This window comes from Variovorax nivicola (assembly GCF_051216475.1).
Classification (GTDB): Bacteria; Pseudomonadota; Gammaproteobacteria; order Burkholderiales; family Burkholderiaceae_C; genus Variovorax.
Window position 1 is genome coordinate 1 of sequence record NZ_JBPJZK010000006.1, and the last position, 23102, is coordinate 23102.

A 23102-nucleotide genomic window follows, 5' to 3' on the forward strand; every position below is an offset into this window, starting at 1 on the left:
CTTCTGCCACCACCCGTTCATGCGGCTGGACTTGAACTCCTTGCTTGTAAAGCGCTAACCTGCCAACGTGTTTCCTATGTCCGCGCACACCTGTTTCCAAGGTCCCCGGTCCATACAGCGAAGCAAAAGAAAGTAGCTCGCCCGCCGGGGCGAGACCCGGCCTCGGGAAGCAAACCCCGCCGGAGGTCAGCCACATGCTGAGCCCAGGCAAGCCCTTCCCGCTAGGAGCAACACCTTCACAACAAGGCGTCAACTTCGCCCTGGCAGCCCCAACAGCAGAAGCAGTAGAACTCTGCATCTTCGACAGCACAGGCAAAAACGAACAACAACGCCTAAAACTGCCAACACAAACAGACGGCATCTGGCACGGCCACCTCCCCAGTGCAGCCTCAGGCCTGGTCTACGGCTACCGAGTCCACGGCCCCTGGTCCCCACACGAGGGAACCCGCTTCAACCCAGCCAAGCTCCTGCTAGACCCCTACGCCAAAGAGATCGTGGGCAGCTACGACGGCAGCGACATCTTCCTAGGCCATGACCCAGCGAATCCAGACAAGAGGGACACCCGAGACAACGCCGCAGTAGCCCTCAAAGCCCGGGTAACTGCCTCCGCCCCAGCACCAGCCACTCCCGGCCACGCTCGCATCGCAGCAAGCAACCGAGTCCTCTACGAACTGCACGTAAAAGGCCAGACAAAGCTCCACCCCGCCGTCCCCGCAGCCCTGAGAGGCACCTACGCCGCCCTGGCAGAACCCGCCGTACTCGACCACCTCCAGGCCCTGGGCATCACCACCCTGAACCTCATGCCCGTCCAGCACCGAGCAGACGAACAACGCCTGCTGCACATGGGCCTGAGCAACTACTGGGGCTACACCACCATCGGCTGGTTCGCCCCCGAAGCCCGCTACTGGAGCGGCCGCCCCGGCACCACCCCCGCCGGCGAATTCCGCGCCATGGCCGACGCCATCCACGCGCGCGGCATGGAACTGGTGATCGACGTCGTCTACAACCACAGCGCCGAAACCGACGAGCTCGGCCCCACGCTTTCGCTGCGCGGCATCGACAACACCCTGTACTACCACCTTCGCCCCGACGACCGCGCCCTCTACGAGAACTGGACCGGCTGCGGCAACTGCCTCAACCTCGGCGAGCCGCGCGTGCTGCAGTTGGTGATGGACAGCCTGCGCTTCTGGGCCTGCGAGATGGGCGTGGACGGCTTCCGCTTCGATCTCGCGCCGGTGCTCGGCCGCGATGCACAACGGGGGTTCGATGCTCGAGCGCCCTTCTTCGCCGCCATCGCCCAAGACCCGGTGCTCTCGCGCACGCTGCTCATCGCCGAGCCATGGGACATCGGCCCCGGCGGCTATCGCCTCGGCGAATTTCCGCCCGGCTGGCTCGAATGGAACGACCGCTACCGCGACACGCAGCGCGGCTTCTGGCTGCGGCAAGACCACGACGACAAGGCCAGCCTCGGCGACTTCGCCCATCGCTTCACGGCCTCCAGCACCCAGTTTGCGCACAACGGCCGCGCGCCGACCGCGAGCGTCAACTTCGTCACCGCGCACGACGGCTTCACGCTGCGCGACCTCGTGAGCTACAACGAGCGCCACAACCTCGCCAACGGCGAGAACAACCGCGACGGCCACGGCCACAACATGAGCAACAACTGCGGCGTCGAGGGCCCGAGCGACGACCCCGCCGTGCTGGCATTGCGCAGCCGCCTGCAGCGCGCGCTGCTCGCCACGCTGATGCTGTCCCAAGGCACGCCCATGCTGCTGGCCGGCGACGAGCTTGGCCACAGCCAGCAGGGCAACAACAACGCCTACTGCCAGGACAACGAAACCACCTGGCTCGCATGGATAGGCGCATCCGCCCCCGGCAGCGACGCCGCTCGCATGAGCGCCTTCGTGGCGCGCCTGGCCGCCCTGCGCCGCGAGGCCCCGGCACTGCGCAGCACCCGCTGGTGGCCGGCCGAAGCGCCGCAGGGCACGCCACCGGGCATCCGCTGGCTGCGCCCCGACGGCGAACCGATGACGCCCGCCGACTGGAACAGCACGGGCACGGCCCTTGCAATCCTCTTCGGCGATGGCACTGACAACGACAGCAGCGCATGGCTGGTGATGGTGAACGCAGGCCCGCAGACCGTGTCTTTCACGCTGCCCGCGGGCACGTGGCGCCTGAGCCTTTCCACCGATCCCGGGCTCGACCCGGGCGAGGTCGCTCAACCGCTCGGCGACACGGCACAAGTGCCTTTTTCAAGCATCGGGATTGCAAGAACGTAGGAGCCAGGCGCACGGCGCGGTGCTAGTCTCGATGCAGAAACTCTGACGACGAATTCCAACAAGCGAACGATCGAACGAACGGAGACACAGGATGGACAACCTCACACCGCAAGCGCACCCGCAGCAGGAGCTGCAGGCCCATCAACTGGTACGCCGCACCATCGCCCTGGTGCTGGCCGGCGGGCGCGGCTCCCGGCTCAAGCAGCTGACCGACCGGCGCGCCAAGCCGGCCGTGTACTTCGGCGGCAAGTTCCGCATCATCGACTTCGCGTTGTCCAACTGCCTGAACTCGGGCATCCGGCGCATGGCGGTGGTCACGCAGTACAAGTCGCACTCGCTCATGCGCCACCTGCAGCGCGGCTGGAGCTTTTTGCGCGCCGAGCTCAACGAGATGGTCGACGTGCTTCCTGCGCAGCAGCGCGTGGGCGACGAGCACTGGTACCGCGGCACGGCCGACGCGGTGTTCCAGAACCTGGACATCATCCAGACCCGCTCCACCCGGCATGACTACGTGGTGGTGCTGGCCGGCGACCACATCTACAAGATGGACTACTCGATCATGGTGAAAGACCATGCCGAGCACGGCCTGGGCTGCACGGTCGGCTGCATCGAGGTGCCGCGCATGGAAGCCACGGCCTTCGGCGTGATGGCCATCGACGACGGCCGCCAGATCACGGCCTTCCTGGAAAAGCCCGCCGATCCGCCCGCCATGCCCGGCAACCCCGACGTGGCGCTGGCGAGCATGGGCATCTACGTGTTCGACTCCGAGTACCTCTACCAGCTGCTGGAAGAAGACAGCGTCAACCCCGATTCGAGCCACGATTTCGGCAAGGACATCATCCCGCGCGCCGTGGCCCAGGGCCGCGCGCTGGCCCATCCTTTCGGCATGTCGTGCGTCACGCGGGCCTCGCGCGGGCCGGACGCCAAGGCCTACTGGCGCGACGTGGGCACGATTGATGCATTCTGGGCAGCCAACCTCGATCTGGCCTCCATCACCCCGGAGCTCGACATCTATGACACGGACTGGCCCATCTGGACCTACCAGCGGCAGCTGCCACCGGCCAAGTTCGTGCTCGACCGGCACGGCCAGCACGGCATGACGGTCAACACCATCGTCTCGGGCGGCTGCATCGTCTCGGGCTCCAAGGTCAGCAGCTCGGTGCTGTTCTCGGGCGTGCGCATCCATTCCTTCTGCGAGATCAACGAGGCCGTGCTGCTGCCCGACGTGGAAGTCGGGCGCGGCGCCCGGCTCAACCGGGTGGTGATCGACCGCGCCTGCGTCATACCCGACGACATGGTGATCGGCGAAGATGCCACGGCCGACGCCGCGCGCTTCGAGCGCACCGAGAACGGCGTGGTGCTGGTCACGCGCGAAATGCTCAAACGATTGGCCGCCTGAGGCCACAACGCCACACGATGCGAATCCTCCAGGTCAGCGCCGAACTCTTCCCCCTCCTCAAGACCGGCGGCCTGGCGGACATTGCCGGCGCCCTGCCCCTGGCGCTAATGGCCGAAGGCGAGGACGCGCGCGTACTGCTGCCGGGCTTTCCGGCCATCGTTGCGGGTGTGCGCGACCTGGCGCCCGTGGACGGTTTCAACGCGCCCTGGGGCGAGCGCTTCGGGTTGCGCCTCGGGCACATCGACATCGACGGGGCGCCCGGCATCCCGGCCTACGTGATCGACGCACCGGCGCTCTACGGCCGGCCCGGCAATCCTTACGAAGACACGTCGCGCCAGCCCTACGGCGACAACCACCGCCGGTTCGCGCTGCTCGGCTGGACCGCGGCGCAGCTGGCGCAAGGGCTCGATCCGCAGTGGCAGCCGGAGGTGGTGCACGCGCACGACTGGCATGCCGCGCTCGCGCCGGCCTACCTTCACTTCGCGCGGCAGGCCGGTGGCCCGCACGTAGGCAGCGTCTTCACCGTGCACAACCTGGCCTACCAGGGCATCTTCGCGCCCTGGCACTTCGCTGAGCTCGGCCTGCCGGGCACGGCGTTCCAGATGAACGGCCTCGAATACCACGGCCAGGTCTCGTTCATGAAGGGCGGCCTGTACTTCGCCGACCGGCTCACCACGGTAAGCCCCACATACGCGCTCGAGATCCAGACGCCCGAGCAGGGCTGCGGGCTCGACGGGCTGCTGCGCCAGCGCAGCGGGGTGCTCAGCGGCATCCTCAACGCGGTCGACGACAAGGTCTGGAACCCGGCAACCGACGCCGCGCTGGTTCAGGGCTATCACACGCCCGAAGGCCGCCACATGGCCGGCAAGGCGCGCTGCAAGTCGGTGCTGCAACATCAGTTGGGGCTGGCCGAGCGGCCGGATGCGCCGCTCTTCATTCTCGTGAGCCGGCTCACCGAGCAGAAGGGCCTGCACCTGGTGCTGGGCGGGCTCGATGCACTGCTCGCCCAGGGCGGCCAGCTGGCGCTGCTGGGCAGCGGCGAGACCTGGCTGGAGGAAGCCTTCCGGCAGCGCGCGGCGGCGGCGCCGCAATCGGTCGGCGTCACCATCGGCTACAACGAGACGCTGGCGCACCAGATGTTCGGCGCGGGCGACGTGACGCTGGTGCCTTCGCTCTTCGAGCCCTGCGGCCTCACGCAGATGTACGGCCTCAAGTACGGCAGCCTGCCGCTGGTGCGCCGCGTCGGCGGGCTGGCCGACACGGTGGTCGACAGCTCTCTCGAAGACATGGCCAGCGGCGAGGCCACCGGCTTCGTATTCGACAGCTTCGAGGTTGCCGACTACGAGCGCGCCGTGCGCCGTGCCTTCGCGCTTTACGAGCGTGCGCCCGACTGGCGGCGCGTGCGCGGCAACGCCATGCGGCGACCGGCCGATTGGGCCACTGCAGCCGCGCAGTACATCGATGTTTACCGGCAGGCGCTCGAACAGCCGCGTGCCTGACCACCACAACAACTTCCACGCAACAAGGGCGCCCATGACGATCAAAGACTTCGCCTATGACCACCCCGACCGCGACGTCGCGGCCTTCAAGCGCGCGGTGGCCAACAAGCTGATCTACGCGGTCGGCAAGGACCCGGTCGCCGCCAGCCAGGACGACTGGCTCAACGCCACCTCGCAAGCGGTGCGCGACCAGCTGGTCGAGCGCTGGATGATGACCACGCGCGCCAACTACGCACAGGACCTGAAGCGCGTCTACTACCTGTCGATGGAGTTCCTGATCGGGCGCACCTTCACCAATGCGCTGCTGGCCGTGGACCTCTACGACACGGTGCGCGAGGCGCTGGCCGACTTCGGCGTCGACATGGACGCGCTGGCCGAGCGCGAGCCCGACGCAGCGCTGGGCAACGGCGGCCTGGGCCGGCTCGCGGCCTGCTTTCTCGACTCGATGGCCACGCTCGGCGTGCCGGGCATGGGCTACGGCATCCGCTACGAGTACGGCATGTTCCGCCAGCGCATCGTCGATGGCCAGCAGGTCGAGACGCCCGACTACTGGCTCACGCGCGGCAACCCGTGGGAGTTCCAGCGGCCAGAGGTGAACTACCGCGTGCGCTTCGGCGGCCACGTGCAGAAGCGCGAGGGCACCAACGCACCCTACGGCGCCGCAGACTGGGTCGACACGCACGACGTGCTGGCCGTGGCCTACGACACCATCATTCCGGGCTATGGCACGCAGGCCACCAACACGCTGCGGCTGTGGTCGGCACGCGCCACCGAGGAAATCGATCTCTCGGCCTTCAACCGCGGCAACTACATGCAGGCGGTGGAAAGCAAGAATCACTCGGAGAACGTCTCGCGCGTGCTCTACCCCGACGACTCCACGCCCTCGGGCCGCGAGCTGCGGCTGCACCAGGAGTATTTTTTCTGCAGCGCGAGCGTGCAAGACCTGCTGCGCCGCTACCTGCGCAACCACAAGACCTTCGACCAGCTGTCCGAGAAGGTCAGCATCCACCTGAACGACACGCACCCCGTGCTGGCAGTGCCCGAGCTCATGCGCCTCTTGCTCGACGAACACGGCCTTGCGTGGGACATAGCGTGGGCGCACACGCAGAAAGTGTTCAGCTACACCAACCACACGCTGATGCACGAGGCACTGGAGACCTGGCCGGTGGAGATGCTGGGGCGCATCCTGCCGCGGCACCTGCAGATCATCTACGACATCAACGCGAAGTTCCTCGCCACCGTGACGCAGAAGGTCGGCAACGACGTGGAGCTGATGCGCAGACTGTCGCTGGTCGACGAGGCCGGCGAGCGGCGCGTGCGCATGGCCTACGTGGCGGTGCTGGCCAGCCACTCGATCAATGGTGTGTCGGGGCTGCACTCGGAGCTGATGAAGCAGTCGATCTTCTCGGACTTCGCGAAGATCTTTCCCGAACGCTTCAACAACAAGACCAACGGCGTCACGCCGCGCCGCTGGCTGGCGCAGGCCAACCCGCCGCTGGCGGCGCTGCTCGACCAGCGCATCGGCAAGGGCTGGCGGCGCGACCTGTCGCAGCTCGAGGCGCTCAAGCCCATGGCCGCGCAACCGGCGTTCGTGCGCGCATTCCGCCATGCCAAGCGCGAGAACAAGCTGCGGCTGGCCAACTGGGTCGAGCAGCACCTGAAGCTCGACATCGACACCGACGCGATGTTCGACGTGCAGGTCAAGCGCATCCACGAATACAAGCGGCAACTGCTCAACGTGCTGCACGTGGTGGCGCGCTACCACCGCATCCTCGACGCGCAGGCAGCGGGGGGCCCCGTCGACATCGTGCCGCGCGTGGTGGTGTTCGCGGGCAAGGCAGCTTCGGCGTATGCGATGGCCAAGCTCGTCATCCGGCTCATCAACGACGTGGCGAGCACCATCAACGCCGACGCGCGCGTCGGCAAGCTGCTGAAGGTGGTGTTCCTGCCGAACTACAGCGTGAGCCTGGCCGAGATCATCATGCCGGCGGCCGACCTGTCGGAGCAGATCTCCACGGCGGGCACGGAAGCCTCGGGCACCGGGAACATGAAGTTCGCGCTCAACGGCGCGCTCACCATCGGCACGCTGGACGGCGCCAATGTGGAAATGCGCGAGAACGTGGGACCGGAGAACATCTTCATCTTCGGCAACACGACGCCCGAAGTGGCCGACATCCGCGCGCGGGGCTACCAGCCGCGCGAGATCTACGAAGAGAACGCCGAACTCAAACGCGTGCTCGACGCGATCCGCGACGGCGCGTTTTCACCCGGCGAGCCAGCGCGCTACCAGGGCATCTACGACGCGCTGGTGAACTGGGGCGACCACTATCTGCTGCTGGCCGATTACGCGAGCTACGTGGCCAAGCAGGCCGAGGTCGATGCGCTGTACCGCGATTCGGATGCGTGGACGCGGATGGCGATTCTCAATGTGGCGGGGATGGGTGCGTTCTCGTCGGACCGCACCATTGCGCAGTACGCGCATGAAATCTGGCACACCAAGCCCGTGGTGCTGGGCTGACCAGCTAGCTTCCCGGCTTCTTAGGCGGCTCGGCCTCGGTCACGAAGCCGATGCGGCTCAGCCCGGCCTTGTTCGCGATGCCCATCAGCGCCACCACCTTGCCGTAGGGCACGGTCTGGTCGGCGCGCAGCTGCACCTCGGTGTCCTTGTTGTCGGCGGCGGCCTTTTCGAGGCGGGTGGCGAGTTCCTCGTCGGTCACGGGCTGGTCGTTCAGGAAGACCTTGCCCGAGGCGTCGACGGAGAGGCTCACGAACTTGGGCGCGTCGTTGGGCTGGCCCGCATCGGTCTGCGGCAGGTCGAGCTTGATCGAGCTGGCCATCAGCGGCGCGGTGATGATGAAGATCACCAGCAGCACCAGCATCACGTCGACCAAGGGCGTGACGTTGATGTCGGACAGCGGCCGCTGCGCGCCCGCCCCCATGGCACGCCCACCGCCGCCGGCGCTGCTACCCAGTGAAGTGCGACCGAAGGCCATCGTGTGGGGTGCTCAGACCGGCATCGGCCGCGCGGGCGGCGGCGCAGCGGGCTCTGGTGGGGCGCCGAAGCTGCCCAGCAGGTCGTGCGCGAAGCCTTCGAGCTCGGCTTCGATGCGGCCGATGACGCGGCCGAAGACGTTGTAGGCCAGCACGGCCGGAATGGCCACGGCCAGGCCGAAGGCCGTCATGATGAGCGCCTCGCCGACCGGGCCGGCCACCTTGTCGATGGTGAAGCCGCCGGTCTGGCCGGCAATGCCCGTCAACGCACCGTAGATGCCCCAGACCGTGCCCAGCAAGCCGACAAAGGGCGCGGTGGCACCGACCGTGGCGAGCAGGATCTGCCCCGCCTGCAGCCGGCGCAGCGCGCCGTGCAGGGCGTCGCGCAGCACGCGCGTGAGCCGCTGGTTGCGGTCGACCGTGGCGCCCAGCGTGCCGGCCGGCGCACCGGCGGCCACGCTCTTGATGGCCGACACGGCGGGCGACACCAGCGTCGCGCGGTCGAAGGCCTTGAGCTTCTGCTCGGCGTCGGCCAGCGTGGACGACTGCCAGAACGCCGCGATGCTGCGCAGCACGTCGCGCGTGCCGCCGCGCAGCAGCCACGCCTTCCAGAGAATGATGACCCAGCTTGCGATCGACATCGCCAGCAACAGCGCCGCCACCGAACGGCTGACGCCGTCGCCATGGGTCAGCAGATCGAGCACGCTCATCGACGGTCCTTTTGGTTAGCGCAAGCCCAGCACGTCGTACATGTCGAACAGGCCTGCGCGCTGTTCGGCCAGGAAGCGCACCGCGCGCAGGCTGCCCTGGGCGTAGGTGGTACGGCTCGACGACTTGTGGGTGATCTCGATGCGCTCGCCGGTGCCCGCGAACAGCACGGTGTGGTCGCCCACGATGTCGCCGCCGCGGATGGCCGAGAAGCCGATGGTGGAGGGGTCGCGCTCGCCGGTGATGCCTTCGCGGGCGTACACGGCGCAGTCCTTGAGGTCGCGGCCCAGCGCATCGGCGATCACTTCGCCCATCTTGAGTGCGGTGCCCGAGGGCGCGTCGACCTTGTGGCGGTGGTGCGCCTCGATGATTTCGATGTCGTAGCCCGTCGACATGGCCTTGGCCGCCATTTCGAGCAGCTTGAAGGTGACGTTGACACCCACGCTCATGTTGGGCGCCATCATGATCGCGATGTCTTTGGCGATCTCGGCGATCTCGGCCTTCTGCTCGTTGCTGAAGCCGGTAGTGCCGATGACGGCCTGCACGCCGAGTTCGCGGCAGACCGCGAGGTGCGCGAGCGTGCCTTCGGGGCGGGTGAAGTCGATGAGCACCTGCGCATCCTTCAGGCCGGTGCGCAGGTCGGACACGATGGACACGCCGCTGTCGAAGCCCAGGAAGGCGCCGGCATCGGTGCCGAGGGCCGGGCTGCCCGCGATGTCGAGTGCACCGGCCAGGCGCAGGTCGGGCGCATTGCGCACGGCCTCGACCAGCATGTGGCCCATGCGGCCCGAAGCCCCGGCAACGGCGACACGGCGCGGTGCGGCGATGGAACTGGAAGGAGTGGAGGTGGATTCAGTCACGCGGATTCAGTCTTCGAAATTTCGAAATGGCCAATGGCATGCATGGACACGGGACGGACGCCGCCTGACTCGGCGGGCGCCGCCCGCGGTTGCTGCTGATGCTCGTGCGCTCAGCGCGCGGCTTCGAGCGGGGGGTAGGCGGCCGGCAGCGGCGGCAGGGAGGCCGACGTATCTGCGGCAGTGCCGGCTTTTTTCTCGTCCTTGGCGGGTGCGTATTTCTTGAGATCGTCTTCCGAGGCCTCGAGCGGCGGCACCTTGCCCGATTTTTTGCGGGTGTCGAGCGTGGCGACGAATTCTTCCTCGCTGGGCATTTCGTCGCCCTCGAAGCGGTCCATGAGCTCGCCGTTGAAGAACACGGTCAGGTGGCGTTCTTGCGGGTCGACGCCCTGGCGGCGGATGGTGAACACGTAGTCCCAGCGGTTGGCGTGGAACACGTCGTTCAGCAGCGAGGTACCGAGGATTTCACGCACCTGCTGGCGCGACATGCCCGGCTTGAGCGCCGCGACCTGTTCCTTCGACACGAAATTGCCCTGCACCACTTCGACTTTGTAAGGAGTTACAGCAGCCAGCGCGCCACGCGTGCGATCGCTGAAACCGCTGCAGGCACCAAGGCAGAGCGTTGCGGCAACGGCAGCAACCAGCAGCCAGGGACGGCGTTGGAGAATGGCAGGCATGGGAGGAAAAAGGGGGTAGCGATATGATCGGCCATTGTAGCGGCTGGCCTTTTTCGGGGCCTTTTTGCCGCAGCCCCAGGGCGCAGGAACCAACATGGCCAACATCGACGAACTGAAGAACACCGGCCTCAAGGCCACTCTGCCACGCCTGAAGATCCTCGAGATCTTCCAGACCGGCAGCCAACGGCACATGACGGCGGAAGACGTGTTCCGCGTGCTGCTGAACGAACATTCCGACATCGGCCTGGCCACCGTCTACCGGGTGCTGACGCAGTTCGAGCAGGCTGGCATCCTGGAGCGCAGCCACTTCGAAAGCGGCAAGGCCGTGTACGAACTGAACGAAGGCACGCACCACGACCACCTGATCTGCACCTCCTGCGGCAAGGTCGAGGAGTTCTACGACGCCGAGATCGAACGCCGCCAGCAGATGATCGCCAAGGACAAGGGCTGGATCCTGCAGGACCATGCCATGTCGCTTTATGGCCTGTGCGGAGACTGCGCAAAAAAGCGCTGATCCGTCTCCCTCGTTTTCAGTCCCCGTCGCGGGAGTTTTCCATCGCCTTGTGGTGGCGCGCCACGAAGTCGGCATACGTGTCGATGCCGCGCAGCTGCAGGATCGAATTGCGCACCGCCGCCTCCACCAGCACGGCGATGTTGCGCCCGGCCACCACCTGGATGATGACCTTGCGCACCGGGATGCCCAGCACGTCCTGCGTGAGCGGCGCCGAGGGCATGCGCTCGTAGTCGCGCTCGAAGCTGTCACGCCGCACGAGGTGCACGATGAGCTTGAGCCGCATCTTCCGGCGCACCGCTGTCTCGCCGAAAATCGCGCGAATGTCCAGCAGGCCGATGCCGCGCACTTCGAGCAGGTTCAGCAGCAGGTCGGGGCAGCGCCCTTCGATGGTGTTCTGGTTGATGCGGAACAGGTCGACCGCGTCGTCGGCCACGAGGCCGTTGCCGCGGGAGATCAGCTCCAGCCCCAGCTCACTCTTGCCCAGGCCCGACTCGCCCGTGATCATCACGCCCATGCCCAGGATGTCCATGAACACGCCGTGCATCGAGGTGCGCTCGGCAAAGTGCTTGGACAGGTAGGCGCGCAGCAGGTCGATCACAAAGGCCGACGACTCGCGCGTGGCGAACAGCGGCAGCTGGGCGCGCTCGCAGATCGACAGCAGCTCATCGGGCGCCGCCTGGCCGTCGGCCAGCACCAGCATCGGCGGCTCCAGCGTGACGATGCGGGCGATGCGCCGCGCGCAATCTTCCTCGCTGCCGCGCGTCAGATAGGCCACCTCGCGGGCGCCGAGGATCTGCACGCGGTACGGATGGATGTAGTTGAGATAGCCAACAAGGTCGGCCGCCGACTGGGCGCGGCTGATGACTTCGGGGTCGAACTGGCGCTCTGAAGCACCGAGGCCGGCGAGCCATTCCCAGCGGAGCGAACCGCGGAACTCCTCGAACATGGCATCGGCGCTGATGACGGTCGGCTTCATGCGTTCAGGAGGCGGCGCCCGGCGCCGGCATTGGATGAGTGACGGGAAGAAGAGCCGCGCAGCTTATCAGCAGCCGCACGCGCCGACACATGCGCTCAGGCGACTTGGGTCGACTGCCAGCCGGCGATGAGACCGTGCAAGGCGGCGGCGTCGGTGCTGGACTTGATCTGTTCGCGCAGGCTGGCGTCGCTCAGCAGTTCGGCGATTTCAGAGAGGATTTCGAGGTGTTTCTGCGTGGCCGCTTCGGGCACCAGCAGGAAGATCAGCAGCGCGACGGGTTGCTCGTCGGGTGCGTCGAAGCCGATGGGGTTGGCCAGCTGGAATACCGCGGCCATCGGCGCCTTGAGGCCCTTGATGCGGCCATGCGGAATGGCAACGCCGTGGCCCAAGCCGGTGGAGCCGAGGCGCTCGCGGGCAAACAGGCTGTCGGTGATGAGGGCACGGCCCAGACCGTGAAGGCTTTCGAACAGAAGGCCGGCTTCTTCGAAAGCACGTTTCTTGCTAGTAGCGTCAACGCTCACAAGCACTTGAGCGGGCGGCAGGATGGACGCGAGGCGATTCATGGTGGGTGCAGAGCGGGGGCGATTATGCACCCGCTTGGTAAAAACCCCCAGTCCCCCTATTTACTTTCTGTCTACATGTTGTCCAGAGACCTCGTGCTCCCTCTGGGGGCTTGCCAAAGCCCTACCGCAGCAGTCGGAAAACAAAAAGCCGCCCGAAGGCGGCTTTGATGCGAGCTCAGGGCTCTTACATCACGCGCTTGGGCGCCGCGTGATGATGGTCCTGCAGGCGATCCTTGTGGCGCACCACCTGGCGGTCGAGCTTGTCGACCAGTTCATCGACCGCAGCGTAGAGATCAGCGTGGCTCGACTCCGCGAACATGTCATTGCCCTTGACGTGAATGTTGCACTCCGCCCTTTGGCGGCGTTCCTTTTCCTTCTGCTTTTCCACCGTGAGGATCACCTTCACATCGACCACCTGGTCGAAGTGTCGGATGACCCGGTCCAGCTTGCTCGTGACGTAGGTGCGCAAGGCAGGGGTGACGTCGAGGTGATGACCGCTGATCGTCAAATTCATGAATGACCTCCTGGAATTGACGGTTGGGGAAATGACCGCGCTACGGAATGCAGCGTGGCCGGCGAAACGGGAGTTTTGAGAGGGAGCGGGGGGAAGGGGGAAGAAGGAGAAAGAGGGGTAGGTCGATTCACTATGCCCAAGCTGTCACGGTATTGCAATACCTGAGTTGCCCGGGGTTTTGCGGCTTCGTGCGCAGCTTTTCACACGCTAGCGAATCAATAGCAGTTGGCGCTCGCGGGGCAGGCGATGCGGCGCTTCGGGAACAAATGTTTCAGCGTCGGGCCGCGTGTGACCCTGCCACCGGAAGGGCCAGCAGCCCGCTCAGTGGTTCAGCGCCAGGCCGCACGCATCCGGTTGCGCAGGTCGATCACCGCACTTGGCGGCGGCACGGCCGGCGGGCGCTCGGGCGGGGGCGGCCAGATCTGTTGCTCGAAGCCTTCGAGATCGGCATCGGCGATGAAACGCGTGCGGTTGGCGTACAGGTGCCGGTCGCCGCGCGCCGCTTGCTGCGTGATGTGGAAGCGCTGCGGCATCAGCAAGTGCAGGTGGTCGCGTGCACGGGTCATTGCCACGTAGAGCAGCCGGCGCTCTTCTTCCAGCTCGTGCGCGCTCTGCGCCACATCGGCCGGCAGGCAGCCGTCGACCACGTTGAGCACGTGCACCGAATTCCACTCCTGCCCCTTGGCCGAATGGATGGTCGAGAGGATCAGGTAGTCCTCGTCGAGCAGCGGCGGCCCAGGGCGGTCGCTGGTGGCTTCGGGTGGATCGAGCGTGAGTTCGGTGAGGAAGCGTTCGCGCGAGGCATACCCGGCCGCGAGCCGCGCGAGCTGTTCCACGTCGGCGCGCCGCACGCCGGAGGTGTCTTCGTACAGCCGCTCCAGGTGCGGCAGGTACCAGTCCATTGCCAGTTCGACATCGGCCGGCCACTTCAGCGCGGGTGCGCGCAAGGCTGCGTAGGCCTCGGCAAAGTCGGCCCACTGCGCGCGTGCCGCGGAAGGCGGTACAAACTCGCGCACCGCCGCGGCGGGGTCGGCAGCCTGGTCCATTGCATCGAGCAGGCGCGAGCCCGTGACGGGGCCGATGCCCGGAATCAACTGCGTCACGCGAAAACCCGCCATGCGCCCACGAGGGTTCTGCGCAAAGCGCAGCACCGCGAGCAGGTCCTTCACGTGCGAGGCTTCGAGAAACTTGAGCCCGCCGAATTTCACGAACGGGATGTTGCGGCGTGCCAGCTCGAGCTCGAGCGCCGCGCTGTGCGTCGAGGTGCGGAACAGCACCGCCTGCGACTTCAGCGCGAGCCCGCCCTCGCGGTGCGCCAGCACCTTGTCGGCCACCCATCGCGCCTGCCCCGCTTCGTCGGGAACGAGCACCAGCAGCGGCTTGCCGGCCGAGGGCTTGTCGGTCCACAGCGTCTTGGCATGCCGCTCGGCCGCATGCGCGATCACGCGGTTCGAGGCATCGAGGATCGGCTGCGTCGAGCGGTAGTTGCGCTCCAGCGTGACCACGCGCGCGGCCTGCGTGAACTGCGACGGAAAGTCGAGGATGTTGCGCACCGTCGCGCCACGAAAGGAATAGATCGACTGCGCGTCGTCTCCCACCACGGTCACGCCGCGCCCATCGGGTTTGAGCGCCCGCAGGATCGAAGCCTGCAGCAGGTTGGTGTCCTGGTACTCGTCGACCAGCACGTGGTCGAAGCGCGCGCCGACGTGCGCGGCCAGCGCGGGCTCGGCGGCCATCTCGGCCCAGTAGAGCAGCAGGTCGTCGTAGTCGAGCACGCTCTGCCGCTGCTTGGCCTCTACGTAGGCGCCGAACAGCTTCTTCAGCTCTGCCTCCCATTCGTCGCACCAGGGAAAGGCCTCCTTCAGTACCTCGGCCAGCGGCGCGCGCGTGTTCACGCAGCGCGAGTAGATCGACAGGCATGTGCCCTTGCGCGGAAAACGATTGACGGTGGAAGACAGGCCCAGCTCGTGACGCACCAGCCCCATCAGGTCTTCGGCATCGCCGCGGTCGTGGATGGTGAAGTTCTCGTCGAGCCCGATCTGCGGCGCGTACTCGCGCAACAGCCGCGCGCCGATGCCGTGGAAGGTGCCGGCCCACGGCAGTGCGGGCGGCGCCTCCGACTTCAGGCCGAGCACACGTGCCAGCACCTGGCCTGCGCGGCGCTCCATCTCCTGCGCGGCGCGGCGCGAGAAGGTCAGCAGCAACAGGCGCTGCGGATCGACACCGCCGGCAATGAGGTGTGCGACGCGATGCGCCAGCGTGCTGGTCTTGCCCGAACCGGCGCCGGCAATGACGAGCAGCGGCCGCTCGTCGCGCTCGCCGATGGCTGCACCCACCCCGTGTTCGACCGCCGCGCGCTGCGCGTCGTTGAGCGTGCTCAGCGCGGCGGCCAGGCGCTCGGCCTGGGTCTTCGCGGCAGCGGAAAAAACGGGGAGCGCAGCGGTCTGCATGGGGCAGACTTTACTGTATGCCCGTCCAGTCCAGCCACCGCACTGCCATGTGGCCGGTGACATAATCGCGCCTCGCTGCAACCGGAGATTCTTCCCAATGGAAACCGCCCCGTCTCGGCAGCTTTCAACTCCCTTTCACTGACGCGTTTTTCTTAGCGCACGTCGGGCCCGGGAATTGAAAGCGCCCCTCCCTCGCCCATCGTTCAGTCATTCCCGGGAGTGAGCCAATGCTCAACATCTTCACGCTCGCCAACGGCCGCCTCGTTCAGGAAGAAATCGAGGCACTCGAGGAGCTCTCCAAGTTCCAGCCGATCTGGGTCGACCTCGAGTCGCCCACGCTCGAAGAGAAGCGATGGATCAAGCAGTACTACGGCCTCTCCATTCCCGAAGACGCGATGGACGAGGACATCGAGGAATCGGCCCGCTTCTACGAGGAAGACAACGGCGAGCTGCACATCCGCTCCGACTTCTTGATCGACGACGACGAAGACCCACGCACCGTGCGCGTGGCCTTCATCCTCAACCAGCACAACACCGACCTGCGCAGCCGCGGCGTGCTGTTCTCGATCCACGACGAAGACGTGCCCGTGTTCCGCCTGCTGCGCATGCGCGCGCGCCGCGCGCCGGGGCTGATCGAAGACGCCAAGGAAGTGATGCTCAAGCTCTTCGACGCCGACGCCGAGTACTCGGCCGACACGCTGGAGAACATCTACGACGAGCTCGAAGTCGCCGGCAAGAAGGTGCTGTCGGGCAACGTCAGCGACGAGCTGGCCGGCGAGGTGCTCGGCGCCATCGCGCGGCAGGAAGACTTGAACGGCCGCATCCGCCGCAACGTGATGGACACGCGCCGCGCGGTCAGCTTCATGATGCGCAGCAAGATGCTCAACGCCGAGCAGTTCGAAGAGGCACGGCAGATCCTGCGTGACATCGAATCGCTGGACAACCACACGGCATTCCTCTTCGACAAGATCAACTTCCTGATGGATGCGACCGTCGGTTTCATCAACATCAACCAGAACAAGACCATCAAGATCTTCTCGGTGGCCAGCGTCGCGCTGCTGCCGCCCACGCTGATCGCGAGCATCTACGGCATGAACTTCAAGTTCATGCCGGAGCTCGACTGGGCCATGGGCTATCCGTATGCCATCGTGCTGATGGCGGCGAGCGCGCTGGTGCCGATGTGGTACTTCCGCCGGCGCGGCTGGCTCAAGTAGCCGGTCTTCAGGAATGCCGCGTGGCCAGCCACGCATCGACCAGCGCGAGGCTGTAGCGGCTCGCGACCTCCACCACGAAACGCGCGAAGTCGCCATGCGCCTCGTCGTCCGCGCGGTCCGAGATCGTCCGCATGGCCGCAAAGGGCACGCCGTAGTCGTGACACACCTGCGCCACCGCGGCGCCTTCCATCTCGACCGCGAGTGCGTCGGGCAAGCTGAGGCGCAGCGCTTCGCTTTCGGCGGCGGTCGAAACGAAGCGATCACCGCTCACCAGCAGGCCCCGATGCACCTTGGGTGACTGGAGGCCGAACTCGTCGACGGCCTCCTGCCCCACCAGGGCCACCGGGTCGCGCAGCGTCACTTCAGCAACGCCCGCCAATGCATTGCTGATCGCCACATCGGCCGTGAAACGCGAAAGGCCCAGCAAGGGCACTTCGTACTTCGGAAAGATGGGCGAGGCATCGAGGTCGTGCTGCAGCAGCTGCGTGGCAACGACCACGTCGCCCACATTCACGCCCGGCGCGAGTCCGCCCGCGACACCGGTGAAGACGATGGCCCCAACGGCAAATCGCTCGAGCAGCATCGTGGCCGTCACCGCCGCCGCGACCTTGCCGATGCGCGACAGCACCGCGACCACGGGCTGGCCATGCAGATGGCCAACCCAGAAGTCGCGCCCTGCAATGCGCACGCGCTGCTCGTCGGGCATCTGCGCGAGGAGCGCGCTCAGCTCCTCGTGCATTGCCGCGACGATGGCGATGGGCGCGGCCACCTGTTACTTGATGTCCACGCCGTAGAAAGTGTGGCGGCCGAAGGGGCTGAGCTTGAAGTCGACCACTTCCTTGCGCACCGGCTTCAACTGCACCGCGTGCGCAATCGTGAACCACGGCGCCTGCTCCTTGAAGATCACCTGGGCCTTCTTGTAGAGCGCGTCGCGGTCGGCCTGCTTGGTCGTGCTCTTGGCCTTCACCACAAGGTCTTCATACGGCTGGTAGCAGAACTTCGAGATATTGCTGCCGCTGGCCGACTTGGCCGAGGCGCAGCCCAGCAGCGTGTACATGAAGTTGTCCGGGTCGCCGTTGTCGCCGGTCCAGCCCAGCATGCCCATCTGGTGCTCGCCGGCCTGCAGGCGCTTGCGGTACTCGCCCCACTCGAAGCTCTTGATCTCGGCCTTGACGTTGATCTTGGCCAGATCGGCCTGCATCAGCTCGGCAATGCGCTTGGCGTTCGGGTTGTACGGGCGCTGCACCGGCATGGCCCACAGGTCGGTGGAGAAGCCGTCGGGGAAGCCGGCCTGCGCCAGCAGCTTCTTGGCGGCTTCAGGGTCGTACGGGTCGTCCTTCACGGCATCGTTGTAGGACCACATGGTCGGCGGAATCGGGTTCTTCGCGGCCACGCCGGTCGAGAGGTACACGCCGTCGATGATGGCCTTCTTGTTGATCGCCATGTTGATGGCCTTGCGCACGCGCACGTCGTCGAAGGGCTTCTTCGTCGTGTTGTACGAGAGGTAGCCGACGTTCAGGCCGGGCTGCTCCAGCAGTTGCACGTTCGGGTCCTTGCGGATCGCGTCGAGGTCGGCCGGGTTCGGGTACGGCATGACGTGGCACTCGCCCTTTTGCAGCTTGGCCCAGCGCACCGAGGCATCGGGCGTGATCGCGAACACGAGGTCGTCGATCTTCGCCTTGCCGCCCCAGTACTGCGGGAAGGCCTTGAAGCGGATGATCGCGTCCTTCTGGTACTGCACCAGGTAGAACGGACCGGTGCCGATCGGGTCCTGATCGACCTTCTCGGGCGTGCCGGCCTTCAGCATGGCAATGGCGTATTCCTTCGACTGGATGCCCGCGTACTGCATCGCCAGGTTCGCGAGGAACGGCGCCTCGGGCTGGTTGAGCACGATCTTCACGGTGTAGTCATCGATGCGGTCCACCGTCTTCAGCAGCTTGGGCATGCCCATGTCGTTGAAGTACGAGTGGTTCTGGCTCGTGACCTTGAAGAAGGGATCGCTCTCCTTCCACTGGCGCTCGAGCATGAAGATGAAGTCGTCGGCGTTGAAGTCGCGCGTGGGCTTGAAGCTCTTGCTCGTGGTGTGCCACTTCACGCCCTTGCGCAGGTGGAAGGTGTAGACCGTGCCGTCGGCGGAGATGTCCCACTTCTCGGCCAGGCCCGGCACGACCTTGGTGCCGCCGCGCTCGAACTCGACGATGGTGTTGTAGACCTGCGTGGTCACGTCGAACGAGGTGCCGGTGGTGTTCATCCCCGGATAGAAGTTCTCGGGGCTGCCTTCCGAGCAATACACCAGCGTCTTGGCAGACACCGCGCCACAGGCCAGGGTAAGGGCCGCAAGCGCTGTCGGTGCCAGGAGCGCCAGGCTTCGTGAGCGGCGCGAAACGGTGGGCTGGGTCTTCATGTGGACTCCTTGAGACACGGTTGAAAAAGCGAACGTTAAGGGTTCGTCGCCATCGCGATGGCGGCGGGGGGAACATCGGCGTGCACGAGCGGCGCGCCGTCGAGAAACTTCTCGGAGAAGTGGCAGGCCACCAGCCGCTCGTCGAGCATGCGCAGCAGCGGCCGTTCTTCGTGGCAACGCGGCGCCACGTGCGGGCAGCGCGTGCTGAACACGCAGCCCGAAGGCGGATTCAGCGGCGATGGCAGTTCGCCCTTGAGCACGATGCGCTGGCTACTGAGGCCCGGTGTCGAGGCCAGCAACGCCTGCGTGTACGGATGCAGCGGCCGCGCGAAGATGCGCGACTTGGGCCCCTGCTCCACCGCGTGGCCGAGGTACATCACGAGCACGTCGTGCGCAATGTGCCGCACCACGCCGAGGTCGTGCGAGATGAAGAGATACGCCAGGCCCAGCTCGGCCTGCAGGTCGGCCAGCAGGTTCAGCACCTGCGCCTGGATCGACACGTCGAGCGCCGACACCGGCTCATCGGCCACCAGCAGGCGCGGGCTCAGCATCAGTGCACGCGCAATGGCGATGCGCTGGCGCTGGCCGCCCGAGAACATGTGCGGATAGCGGTTGGCGTACTCGGGCCGCAGGCCCACGCGCGCGAGCATGTCGCGGGCCTTGGCGGCTCGCTCCGACTTGCCCATGGTGGTGTTGATGGCCAGCGGGTCTTCGAGCACCGTCGATATCTTCTTGCGCGGATTGAGCGAGCCGTACGGGTTCTGGAACACCAGCTGCACGGCTTGGCGCAGCTCGCGCTTGCGCTCTGGCGGCGGGTTCACCGCGTCGGCGCCAACCAGCGTGAGCTGGCCCGCCGTCGGCTTCTCGATCAGCGCGACCATGCGCGCCAGGGTCGACTTGCCGCAGCCCGATTCGCCGACCACGGCCAGCGTGCGCCCGCGCTCGATGCGAAACGAGATGTCGCCCACCGCGCGCAGGTGCGACGGCGCGCGGAACAGCCCGCGGCGGATGTCGTAGGTGCGCTGGAGGTTGTTCGCCTCCACGACCACTTCAGCCGAAGCACTGGTCGATGTGCTGGTCGATGCACTCTCGCTCATGACAGCACCTCGGCCACTTGCTGCTTCGGCGGATCGCTCTCGATGGCCGCCTTGCGCCCCGGCTCGCCGAGCGGAAAGTGGCAGCGCACCTCGGCGCTCTGCCACTCGCGCAGCACGGGCCGCACCTGGCAGGCACGCTCGGTGACGTAGCTGCAACGCGGCGCGAAAAGGCAACCCGCGGGCCGGTCGTGCACGCCGGGCACCACGCCGCTGATGGTGGCGAGCCGGCCTTCGGGCGCGGCGCGCTCGGGCAGCGCCGCGAGCAGCGCCTCGGTGTACGGATGCTGCGGCGACGCGAAGAGCCGGTCGACGCGCTGGTGCTCCATCACCTGCCCCGCATACATCACGGCAATGCGCTGCGCCATTTCGCTCACCACGCCCATGTTGTGCGTGATGAGCACCAGCGCCATGCCGCGCTCCTTCTGCAGGTCGCGCAGCAGGTCGAGAATTTGCGCCTGGATGGTCACGTCGAGCGCGGTGGTCGGCTCGTCGGCGATCAGCAGGCGCGGGTTGCAGGCGATGGCCATGGCGATCATCACGCGCTGGTTCATGCCGCCCGAGAGCTGGTGCGGATAGCTGCCCAGTCGCGACGACGCGGCCGGGATGCCCACCTGCTCGAGCAGCTCGGTCGCGCGCTTCTTCGCCTCGCGCCTGTCGAGCTTCAGGTGCAGCCGCAATGTTTCCATCAGCTGGAAGCCGATGGTGAAGCAGGGGTTGAGGCTGGTGGTCGGCTCCTGGAAGATCATCGCGACCTCCTTGCCTACCAGCGCGCGGCGCGCCTTGTCGGAGATGCCGAGCAGTTCCTTGCCCGCGAAGCGCATGTGGTCCGCGCGCACGCGGCCTGGAAAGCCGACGAGCCCCATCAGCGCCATCATCGTGACGCTCTTGCCCGAGCCCGATTCGCCGACGATGCCGAGCACCTCGCCTTCTTCGAGCGTGAGGCTCACGCCGTCGACCGCATGCAGCACGCCACCTTGCGTCGGAAACTCGACGTGCAGATCTTTTATTTCAAGCAAAGGCATCTGTTCTTTCCTTTGCTTCAGCGTTTGAGCTTGGGGTCGAGCGCGTCGCGCAGACCGTCGCCCAGAAGATTGAATGCCAGCACCGCCGCGAGGATCGCCATGCCCGGAAAGGTGACGACCCACCACGCGCGCAGCACGAACTCGCGCGCATCGGCCAGCATGGTTCCCCACTCGGGCGAAGGCGGCTGCGCGCCAAGGCCGAGGAAGCCGAGCGCCGCTGCATCGAGGATGGCAGTCGAGATGCCGAGCGAGGCCTGCACGATCAGCGGCGCGGCGCAGTTGGGCAGCACCTCGCTGAACATCAGCCGCAGCGTGCCGGCGCCGCTCACGCGCGCGGCGGTCACGTAGTCGCGCGAGACCTCGGCGATGACGGCGGCGCGCGTGATGCGCACGTAGTGCGGCAGCACGACGATGGCCACCGCGAGCATCGCGTTGACCAGCCCCGGCCCGAGGATCGCGACGATCACGATGGCCAGCAGCAGGCTCGGCAGCGTGAGCACGATGTCCATCAGCCGCATGATCGCGATCTCGAGCACGCCGCGGAAGAAACCCGCGATCAGCCCGAGCACCACGCCCACGACCACCGACAGCGCCACCACCGCGACGCCGATCGACAGCGACAGCCGCGCGCCGTACATCAGGCGCGAAAGAATGTCGCGCCCGATCGCGTCGGTGCCCAGCAGGTAGCTGACGGAGCCGCCCTGCTGCCACGCCGGCGGCTGCAGGAAGACTGCACTATTGGTCTCGTTCGGCGCATGCGGTGCGATCCACGGCGCGAACAGCGCAACCAGCAGCAGGAAGACGATGGTGGCGAGCCCGATGACCGCGCCGCGGTTGGCCGAGAACGCCGTCCAGAACTCGCGCCACGGGCCGGGAGGGGTGGTGCTTTTCGCACCGTTCGAAATGGTTTGTGTCGAGGCCATGAGCTCAGCGCCGGATGCGAGGATTGATGACGCCGTAAGCCACGTCGACGAGCAGATTCACCAGCATCACGATGCCGCCGAGCAGCAGCATGCCGCCCTGCAGCACCGGATAGTCGCGCCGGCCAATGGCCTCGATGAGCCACTTGCCGACGCCGGGCCAGGAGAAGATGGTCTCGGTGAGGATCGCGCCCGTGAAGAGCACACCCACCTGCAGACCGATGACGGTCACGACCGGGATCAGCGCATTGCGCAGTGCATGCAGCCCCACCACGCGAAAGCGCGACAGGCCCTTGGCGCGCGCGGTGCGGATGTAGTCCTCGCCAAGCACTTCGAGCATGGCCGAGCGTGTCATGCGCGCGATGACCGCGAGCGGCACCGTGCCGAGCACGATGGCCGGCAAGATAAGGTGATGCAGCGCCGACCAGAATGCATCGGTGTCGCCGGCGCGCAGCGAGTCGATCAGCAGGAAGCCCGTGTCGGGCTCGATGTAGTACTGCACCGCGATGCGCCCCGACACGGGCGTCCATCCGAGCTGCACCGAGAAGAACAGAATCAGCAGCAGCCCCCACCAGAAGATCGGCATCGAATAGCCGGTGAGCGATGTGGCCATCACGCCGTGGTCGAAGATGGAATTGCGCCGCACCGCCGCAAGAATGCCGGCCGGCAACCCAAGCAGCAGCGCGAAAAGAATGGCGCAGACCGCAAGCTCGACAGTGGCCGGGAAGAGCGCGAGAAACTCGCTCATCACCGTGTCCTGCGTAATGAGCGACTTGCCGAGGTCGCCGTGCAGCACGCGGCCGATGTAGATGCCGTACTGCACGATCACCGGCTTGTCGAAGCCGTAGGCGGTGCGCAGCTCGGCATGGCGCGCGGGGTCGATCCCGCGCTCGCCAGCCATCGTTTCAATAGGGTCGCCCGGCACGAGCCGGATGAGAAAGAAGGCGAGCAATGTCATGCCGATGAAGGTCGGCACCAGCAGGCTCACACGGGTCAGTAGGAATCGAAACATCGACCC

At 66.4% G+C, this 23102-nt stretch carries 20 protein-coding genes; 6 read left to right on the plus strand and 14 right to left on the minus strand.

Annotation, left to right across the window (positions count from 1 at the left end):
* Positions 1-194 precede the first annotated feature (194 nt).
* The 4 genes from glgX to ACSFBF_RS23690 all read left to right on the plus strand — a co-directional run bounded on the left by glgX (position 195) and on the right by ACSFBF_RS23690 (position 7695).
* Positions 195-2279, plus strand: coding sequence for a glycogen debranching protein GlgX (gene glgX / locus ACSFBF_RS23675; protein WP_435471261.1), 2085 nt, complete (start codon positions 195-197; stop codon positions 2277-2279).
* A 91-nt stretch (positions 2280-2370) separates the two neighbouring features.
* Complete coding sequence (gene glgC, locus ACSFBF_RS23680) at positions 2371-3678, plus strand: glucose-1-phosphate adenylyltransferase (protein ID WP_435471262.1); 1308 nt, start codon at positions 2371-2373, stop codon at positions 3676-3678.
* A gap of 17 nt (positions 3679-3695) precedes the next feature.
* Complete coding sequence (gene glgA, locus ACSFBF_RS23685) at positions 3696-5177, plus strand: glycogen synthase GlgA (protein WP_435471264.1); 1482 nt, start codon at positions 3696-3698, stop codon at positions 5175-5177.
* A 34-nt stretch (positions 5178-5211) separates the two neighbouring features.
* Positions 5212-7695 (plus strand): glycogen/starch/alpha-glucan phosphorylase, encoded by a 2484-nt coding sequence (locus ACSFBF_RS23690; RefSeq protein ID WP_435471266.1) that lies wholly within the window; start codon positions 5212-5214, stop codon positions 7693-7695.
* A gap of 4 nt (positions 7696-7699) precedes the next feature.
* On the opposite strand, the gene ACSFBF_RS23695 is transcribed toward ACSFBF_RS23690, so the two are convergent.
* From ACSFBF_RS23695 to ACSFBF_RS23710, 4 genes are all read right to left on the minus strand, one after another.
* Positions 7700-8170: an ExbD/TolR family protein gene (locus tag ACSFBF_RS23695; protein ID WP_435471268.1), complete on the minus strand. Its 471-nt coding sequence runs from the start codon at positions 8168-8170 to the stop codon at positions 7700-7702.
* A 12-nt stretch (positions 8171-8182) separates the two neighbouring features.
* The gene (locus ACSFBF_RS23700) at positions 8183-8878 is read right to left on the minus strand and encodes a MotA/TolQ/ExbB proton channel family protein (protein WP_258351609.1); all 696 of its coding nucleotides are present in this window, start codon (positions 8876-8878) and stop codon (positions 8183-8185) included.
* Between the two features lie 15 nt (positions 8879-8893).
* Entirely contained in the window at positions 8894-9736 is an 843-nt protein-coding gene (gene dapB / locus ACSFBF_RS23705) for a 4-hydroxy-tetrahydrodipicolinate reductase (RefSeq protein ID WP_435471270.1), read from the minus strand.
* Between the two features lie 110 nt (positions 9737-9846).
* Positions 9847-10410 carry an outer membrane protein assembly factor BamE gene (locus ACSFBF_RS23710; RefSeq protein ID WP_435471272.1) on the minus strand — a complete coding sequence of 188 codons (564 nt, stop codon included), beginning with the start codon at positions 10408-10410 and terminating at the stop codon, positions 9847-9849.
* A 94-nt stretch (positions 10411-10504) separates the two neighbouring features.
* Here ACSFBF_RS23710 and fur point away from each other — a divergent pair, with 94 nt between their 5' ends.
* Entirely contained in the window at positions 10505-10924 is a 420-nt protein-coding gene (gene fur, locus ACSFBF_RS23715; RefSeq protein WP_019655576.1) for a ferric iron uptake transcriptional regulator, read from the plus strand.
* A 16-nt stretch (positions 10925-10940) separates the two neighbouring features.
* Here fur and hprK read toward each other — a convergent pair whose 3' ends face one another.
* The 4 genes from hprK to ACSFBF_RS23735 form a co-directional block, all read right to left on the minus strand.
* Positions 10941-11900: an HPr(Ser) kinase/phosphatase gene (gene hprK, locus ACSFBF_RS23720; protein ID WP_093053985.1), complete on the minus strand. Its 960-nt coding sequence runs from the start codon at positions 11898-11900 to the stop codon at positions 10941-10943.
* 95 nt (positions 11901-11995) lie between these two features.
* Positions 11996-12463 (minus strand): PTS sugar transporter subunit IIA, encoded by a 468-nt coding sequence (locus ACSFBF_RS23725; RefSeq protein ID WP_093127334.1) that lies wholly within the window; start codon positions 12461-12463, stop codon positions 11996-11998.
* 184 nt (positions 12464-12647) lie between these two features.
* On the minus strand, positions 12648-12977 hold the full coding sequence (hpf, locus tag ACSFBF_RS23730; protein ID WP_125948955.1) for a ribosome hibernation-promoting factor, HPF/YfiA family: 330 nt from the start codon (positions 12975-12977) through the stop codon (positions 12648-12650).
* 329 nt (positions 12978-13306) lie between these two features.
* Complete coding sequence (locus tag ACSFBF_RS23735; protein WP_435471275.1) at positions 13307-15427, minus strand: ATP-dependent helicase; 2121 nt, start codon at positions 15425-15427, stop codon at positions 13307-13309.
* Positions 15428-15654: 227 nt separating this feature from the next.
* On the opposite strand from ACSFBF_RS23735, the gene corA reads away from it, so the two are divergent.
* Complete coding sequence (corA, locus tag ACSFBF_RS23740; protein WP_093053979.1) at positions 15655-16641, plus strand: magnesium/cobalt transporter CorA; 987 nt, start codon at positions 15655-15657, stop codon at positions 16639-16641.
* A gap of 7 nt (positions 16642-16648) precedes the next feature.
* Here the strand turns inward: corA and ACSFBF_RS23745 are convergent, their stop codons facing one another.
* From ACSFBF_RS23745 to ACSFBF_RS23770, 6 genes are read right to left on the minus strand one after another with little or no spacing between them, the layout of a single operon-like run.
* Positions 16649-17410: a 5'-methylthioadenosine/adenosylhomocysteine nucleosidase gene (locus ACSFBF_RS23745; RefSeq protein ID WP_435471278.1), complete on the minus strand. Its 762-nt coding sequence runs from the start codon at positions 17408-17410 to the stop codon at positions 16649-16651.
* Between the two features lie 3 nt (positions 17411-17413).
* Positions 17414-19045, minus strand: a complete 1632-nt coding sequence (locus ACSFBF_RS23750; protein WP_258351616.1) for an ABC transporter substrate-binding protein — start codon at positions 19043-19045, stop codon at positions 17414-17416.
* 35 nt (positions 19046-19080) lie between these two features.
* Positions 19081-20142: a dipeptide ABC transporter ATP-binding protein gene (locus ACSFBF_RS23755; protein WP_435471280.1), complete on the minus strand. Its 1062-nt coding sequence runs from the start codon at positions 20140-20142 to the stop codon at positions 19081-19083.
* Positions 20139-21164, minus strand: a complete 1026-nt coding sequence (locus tag ACSFBF_RS23760) for an ABC transporter ATP-binding protein (RefSeq protein WP_435471282.1) — start codon at positions 21162-21164, stop codon at positions 20139-20141. Before ACSFBF_RS23760 ends, ACSFBF_RS23755 begins: the two co-directional genes overlap by 4 nt.
* Positions 21165-21181: 17 nt before the next feature.
* Positions 21182-22087, minus strand: coding sequence for an ABC transporter permease subunit (locus tag ACSFBF_RS23765; protein WP_435471284.1), 906 nt, complete (start codon positions 22085-22087; stop codon positions 21182-21184).
* A 4-nt stretch (positions 22088-22091) separates the two neighbouring features.
* Positions 22092-23096, minus strand: coding sequence for an ABC transporter permease subunit (locus ACSFBF_RS23770; RefSeq protein WP_435471286.1), 1005 nt, complete (start codon positions 23094-23096; stop codon positions 22092-22094).
* Between the last annotated feature and the right edge of the window lie 6 nt (positions 23097-23102).

What these genes read in the sequence shown, in the direction of transcription:
- hprK (WP_093053985.1), bottom strand. Translation starts at nt 11,900, where the DNA reads ATGAAGCCGACCGTCATCAGCGCCGATGCCATGTTCGAGGAGTTCCGC.
- ACSFBF_RS23755 (WP_435471280.1), bottom strand. Translation starts at nt 20,142, where the DNA reads ATGAGCGAGAGTGCATCGACCAGCACATCGACCAGTGCTTCGGCTGAA.
- ACSFBF_RS23700 (WP_258351609.1), bottom strand. Translation starts at nt 8,878, where the DNA reads ATGAGCGTGCTCGATCTGCTGACCCATGGCGACGGCGTCAGCCGTTCG.
- ACSFBF_RS23735 (WP_435471275.1), bottom strand. Translation starts at nt 15,427, where the DNA reads ATGCAGACCGCTGCGCTCCCCGTTTTTTCCGCTGCCGCGAAGACCCAG.
- glgX (WP_435471261.1), top strand. Translation starts at nt 195, where the DNA reads ATGCTGAGCCCAGGCAAGCCCTTCCCGCTAGGAGCAACACCTTCACAA.
- fur (WP_019655576.1), top strand. Translation starts at nt 10,505, where the DNA reads ATGGCCAACATCGACGAACTGAAGAACACCGGCCTCAAGGCCACTCTG.
- corA (WP_093053979.1), top strand. Translation starts at nt 15,655, where the DNA reads ATGCTCAACATCTTCACGCTCGCCAACGGCCGCCTCGTTCAGGAAGAA.
- ACSFBF_RS23710 (WP_435471272.1), bottom strand. Translation starts at nt 10,410, where the DNA reads ATGCCTGCCATTCTCCAACGCCGTCCCTGGCTGCTGGTTGCTGCCGTT.
- glgA (WP_435471264.1), top strand. Translation starts at nt 3,696, where the DNA reads ATGCGAATCCTCCAGGTCAGCGCCGAACTCTTCCCCCTCCTCAAGACC.
- ACSFBF_RS23770 (WP_435471286.1), bottom strand. Translation starts at nt 23,096, where the DNA reads ATGTTTCGATTCCTACTGACCCGTGTGAGCCTGCTGGTGCCGACCTTC.
- ACSFBF_RS23695 (WP_435471268.1), bottom strand. Translation starts at nt 8,170, where the DNA reads ATGGCCTTCGGTCGCACTTCACTGGGTAGCAGCGCCGGCGGCGGTGGG.
- ACSFBF_RS23690 (WP_435471266.1), top strand. Translation starts at nt 5,212, where the DNA reads ATGACGATCAAAGACTTCGCCTATGACCACCCCGACCGCGACGTCGCG.
- ACSFBF_RS23765 (WP_435471284.1), bottom strand. Translation starts at nt 22,087, where the DNA reads ATGGCCTCGACACAAACCATTTCGAACGGTGCGAAAAGCACCACCCCT.
- hpf (WP_125948955.1), bottom strand. Translation starts at nt 12,977, where the DNA reads ATGAATTTGACGATCAGCGGTCATCACCTCGACGTCACCCCTGCCTTG.
- glgC (WP_435471262.1), top strand. Translation starts at nt 2,371, where the DNA reads ATGGACAACCTCACACCGCAAGCGCACCCGCAGCAGGAGCTGCAGGCC.
- ACSFBF_RS23760 (WP_435471282.1), bottom strand. Translation starts at nt 21,164, where the DNA reads ATGCCTTTGCTTGAAATAAAAGATCTGCACGTCGAGTTTCCGACGCAA.
- ACSFBF_RS23750 (WP_258351616.1), bottom strand. Translation starts at nt 19,045, where the DNA reads ATGAAGACCCAGCCCACCGTTTCGCGCCGCTCACGAAGCCTGGCGCTC.
- ACSFBF_RS23725 (WP_093127334.1), bottom strand. Translation starts at nt 12,463, where the DNA reads ATGAATCGCCTCGCGTCCATCCTGCCGCCCGCTCAAGTGCTTGTGAGC.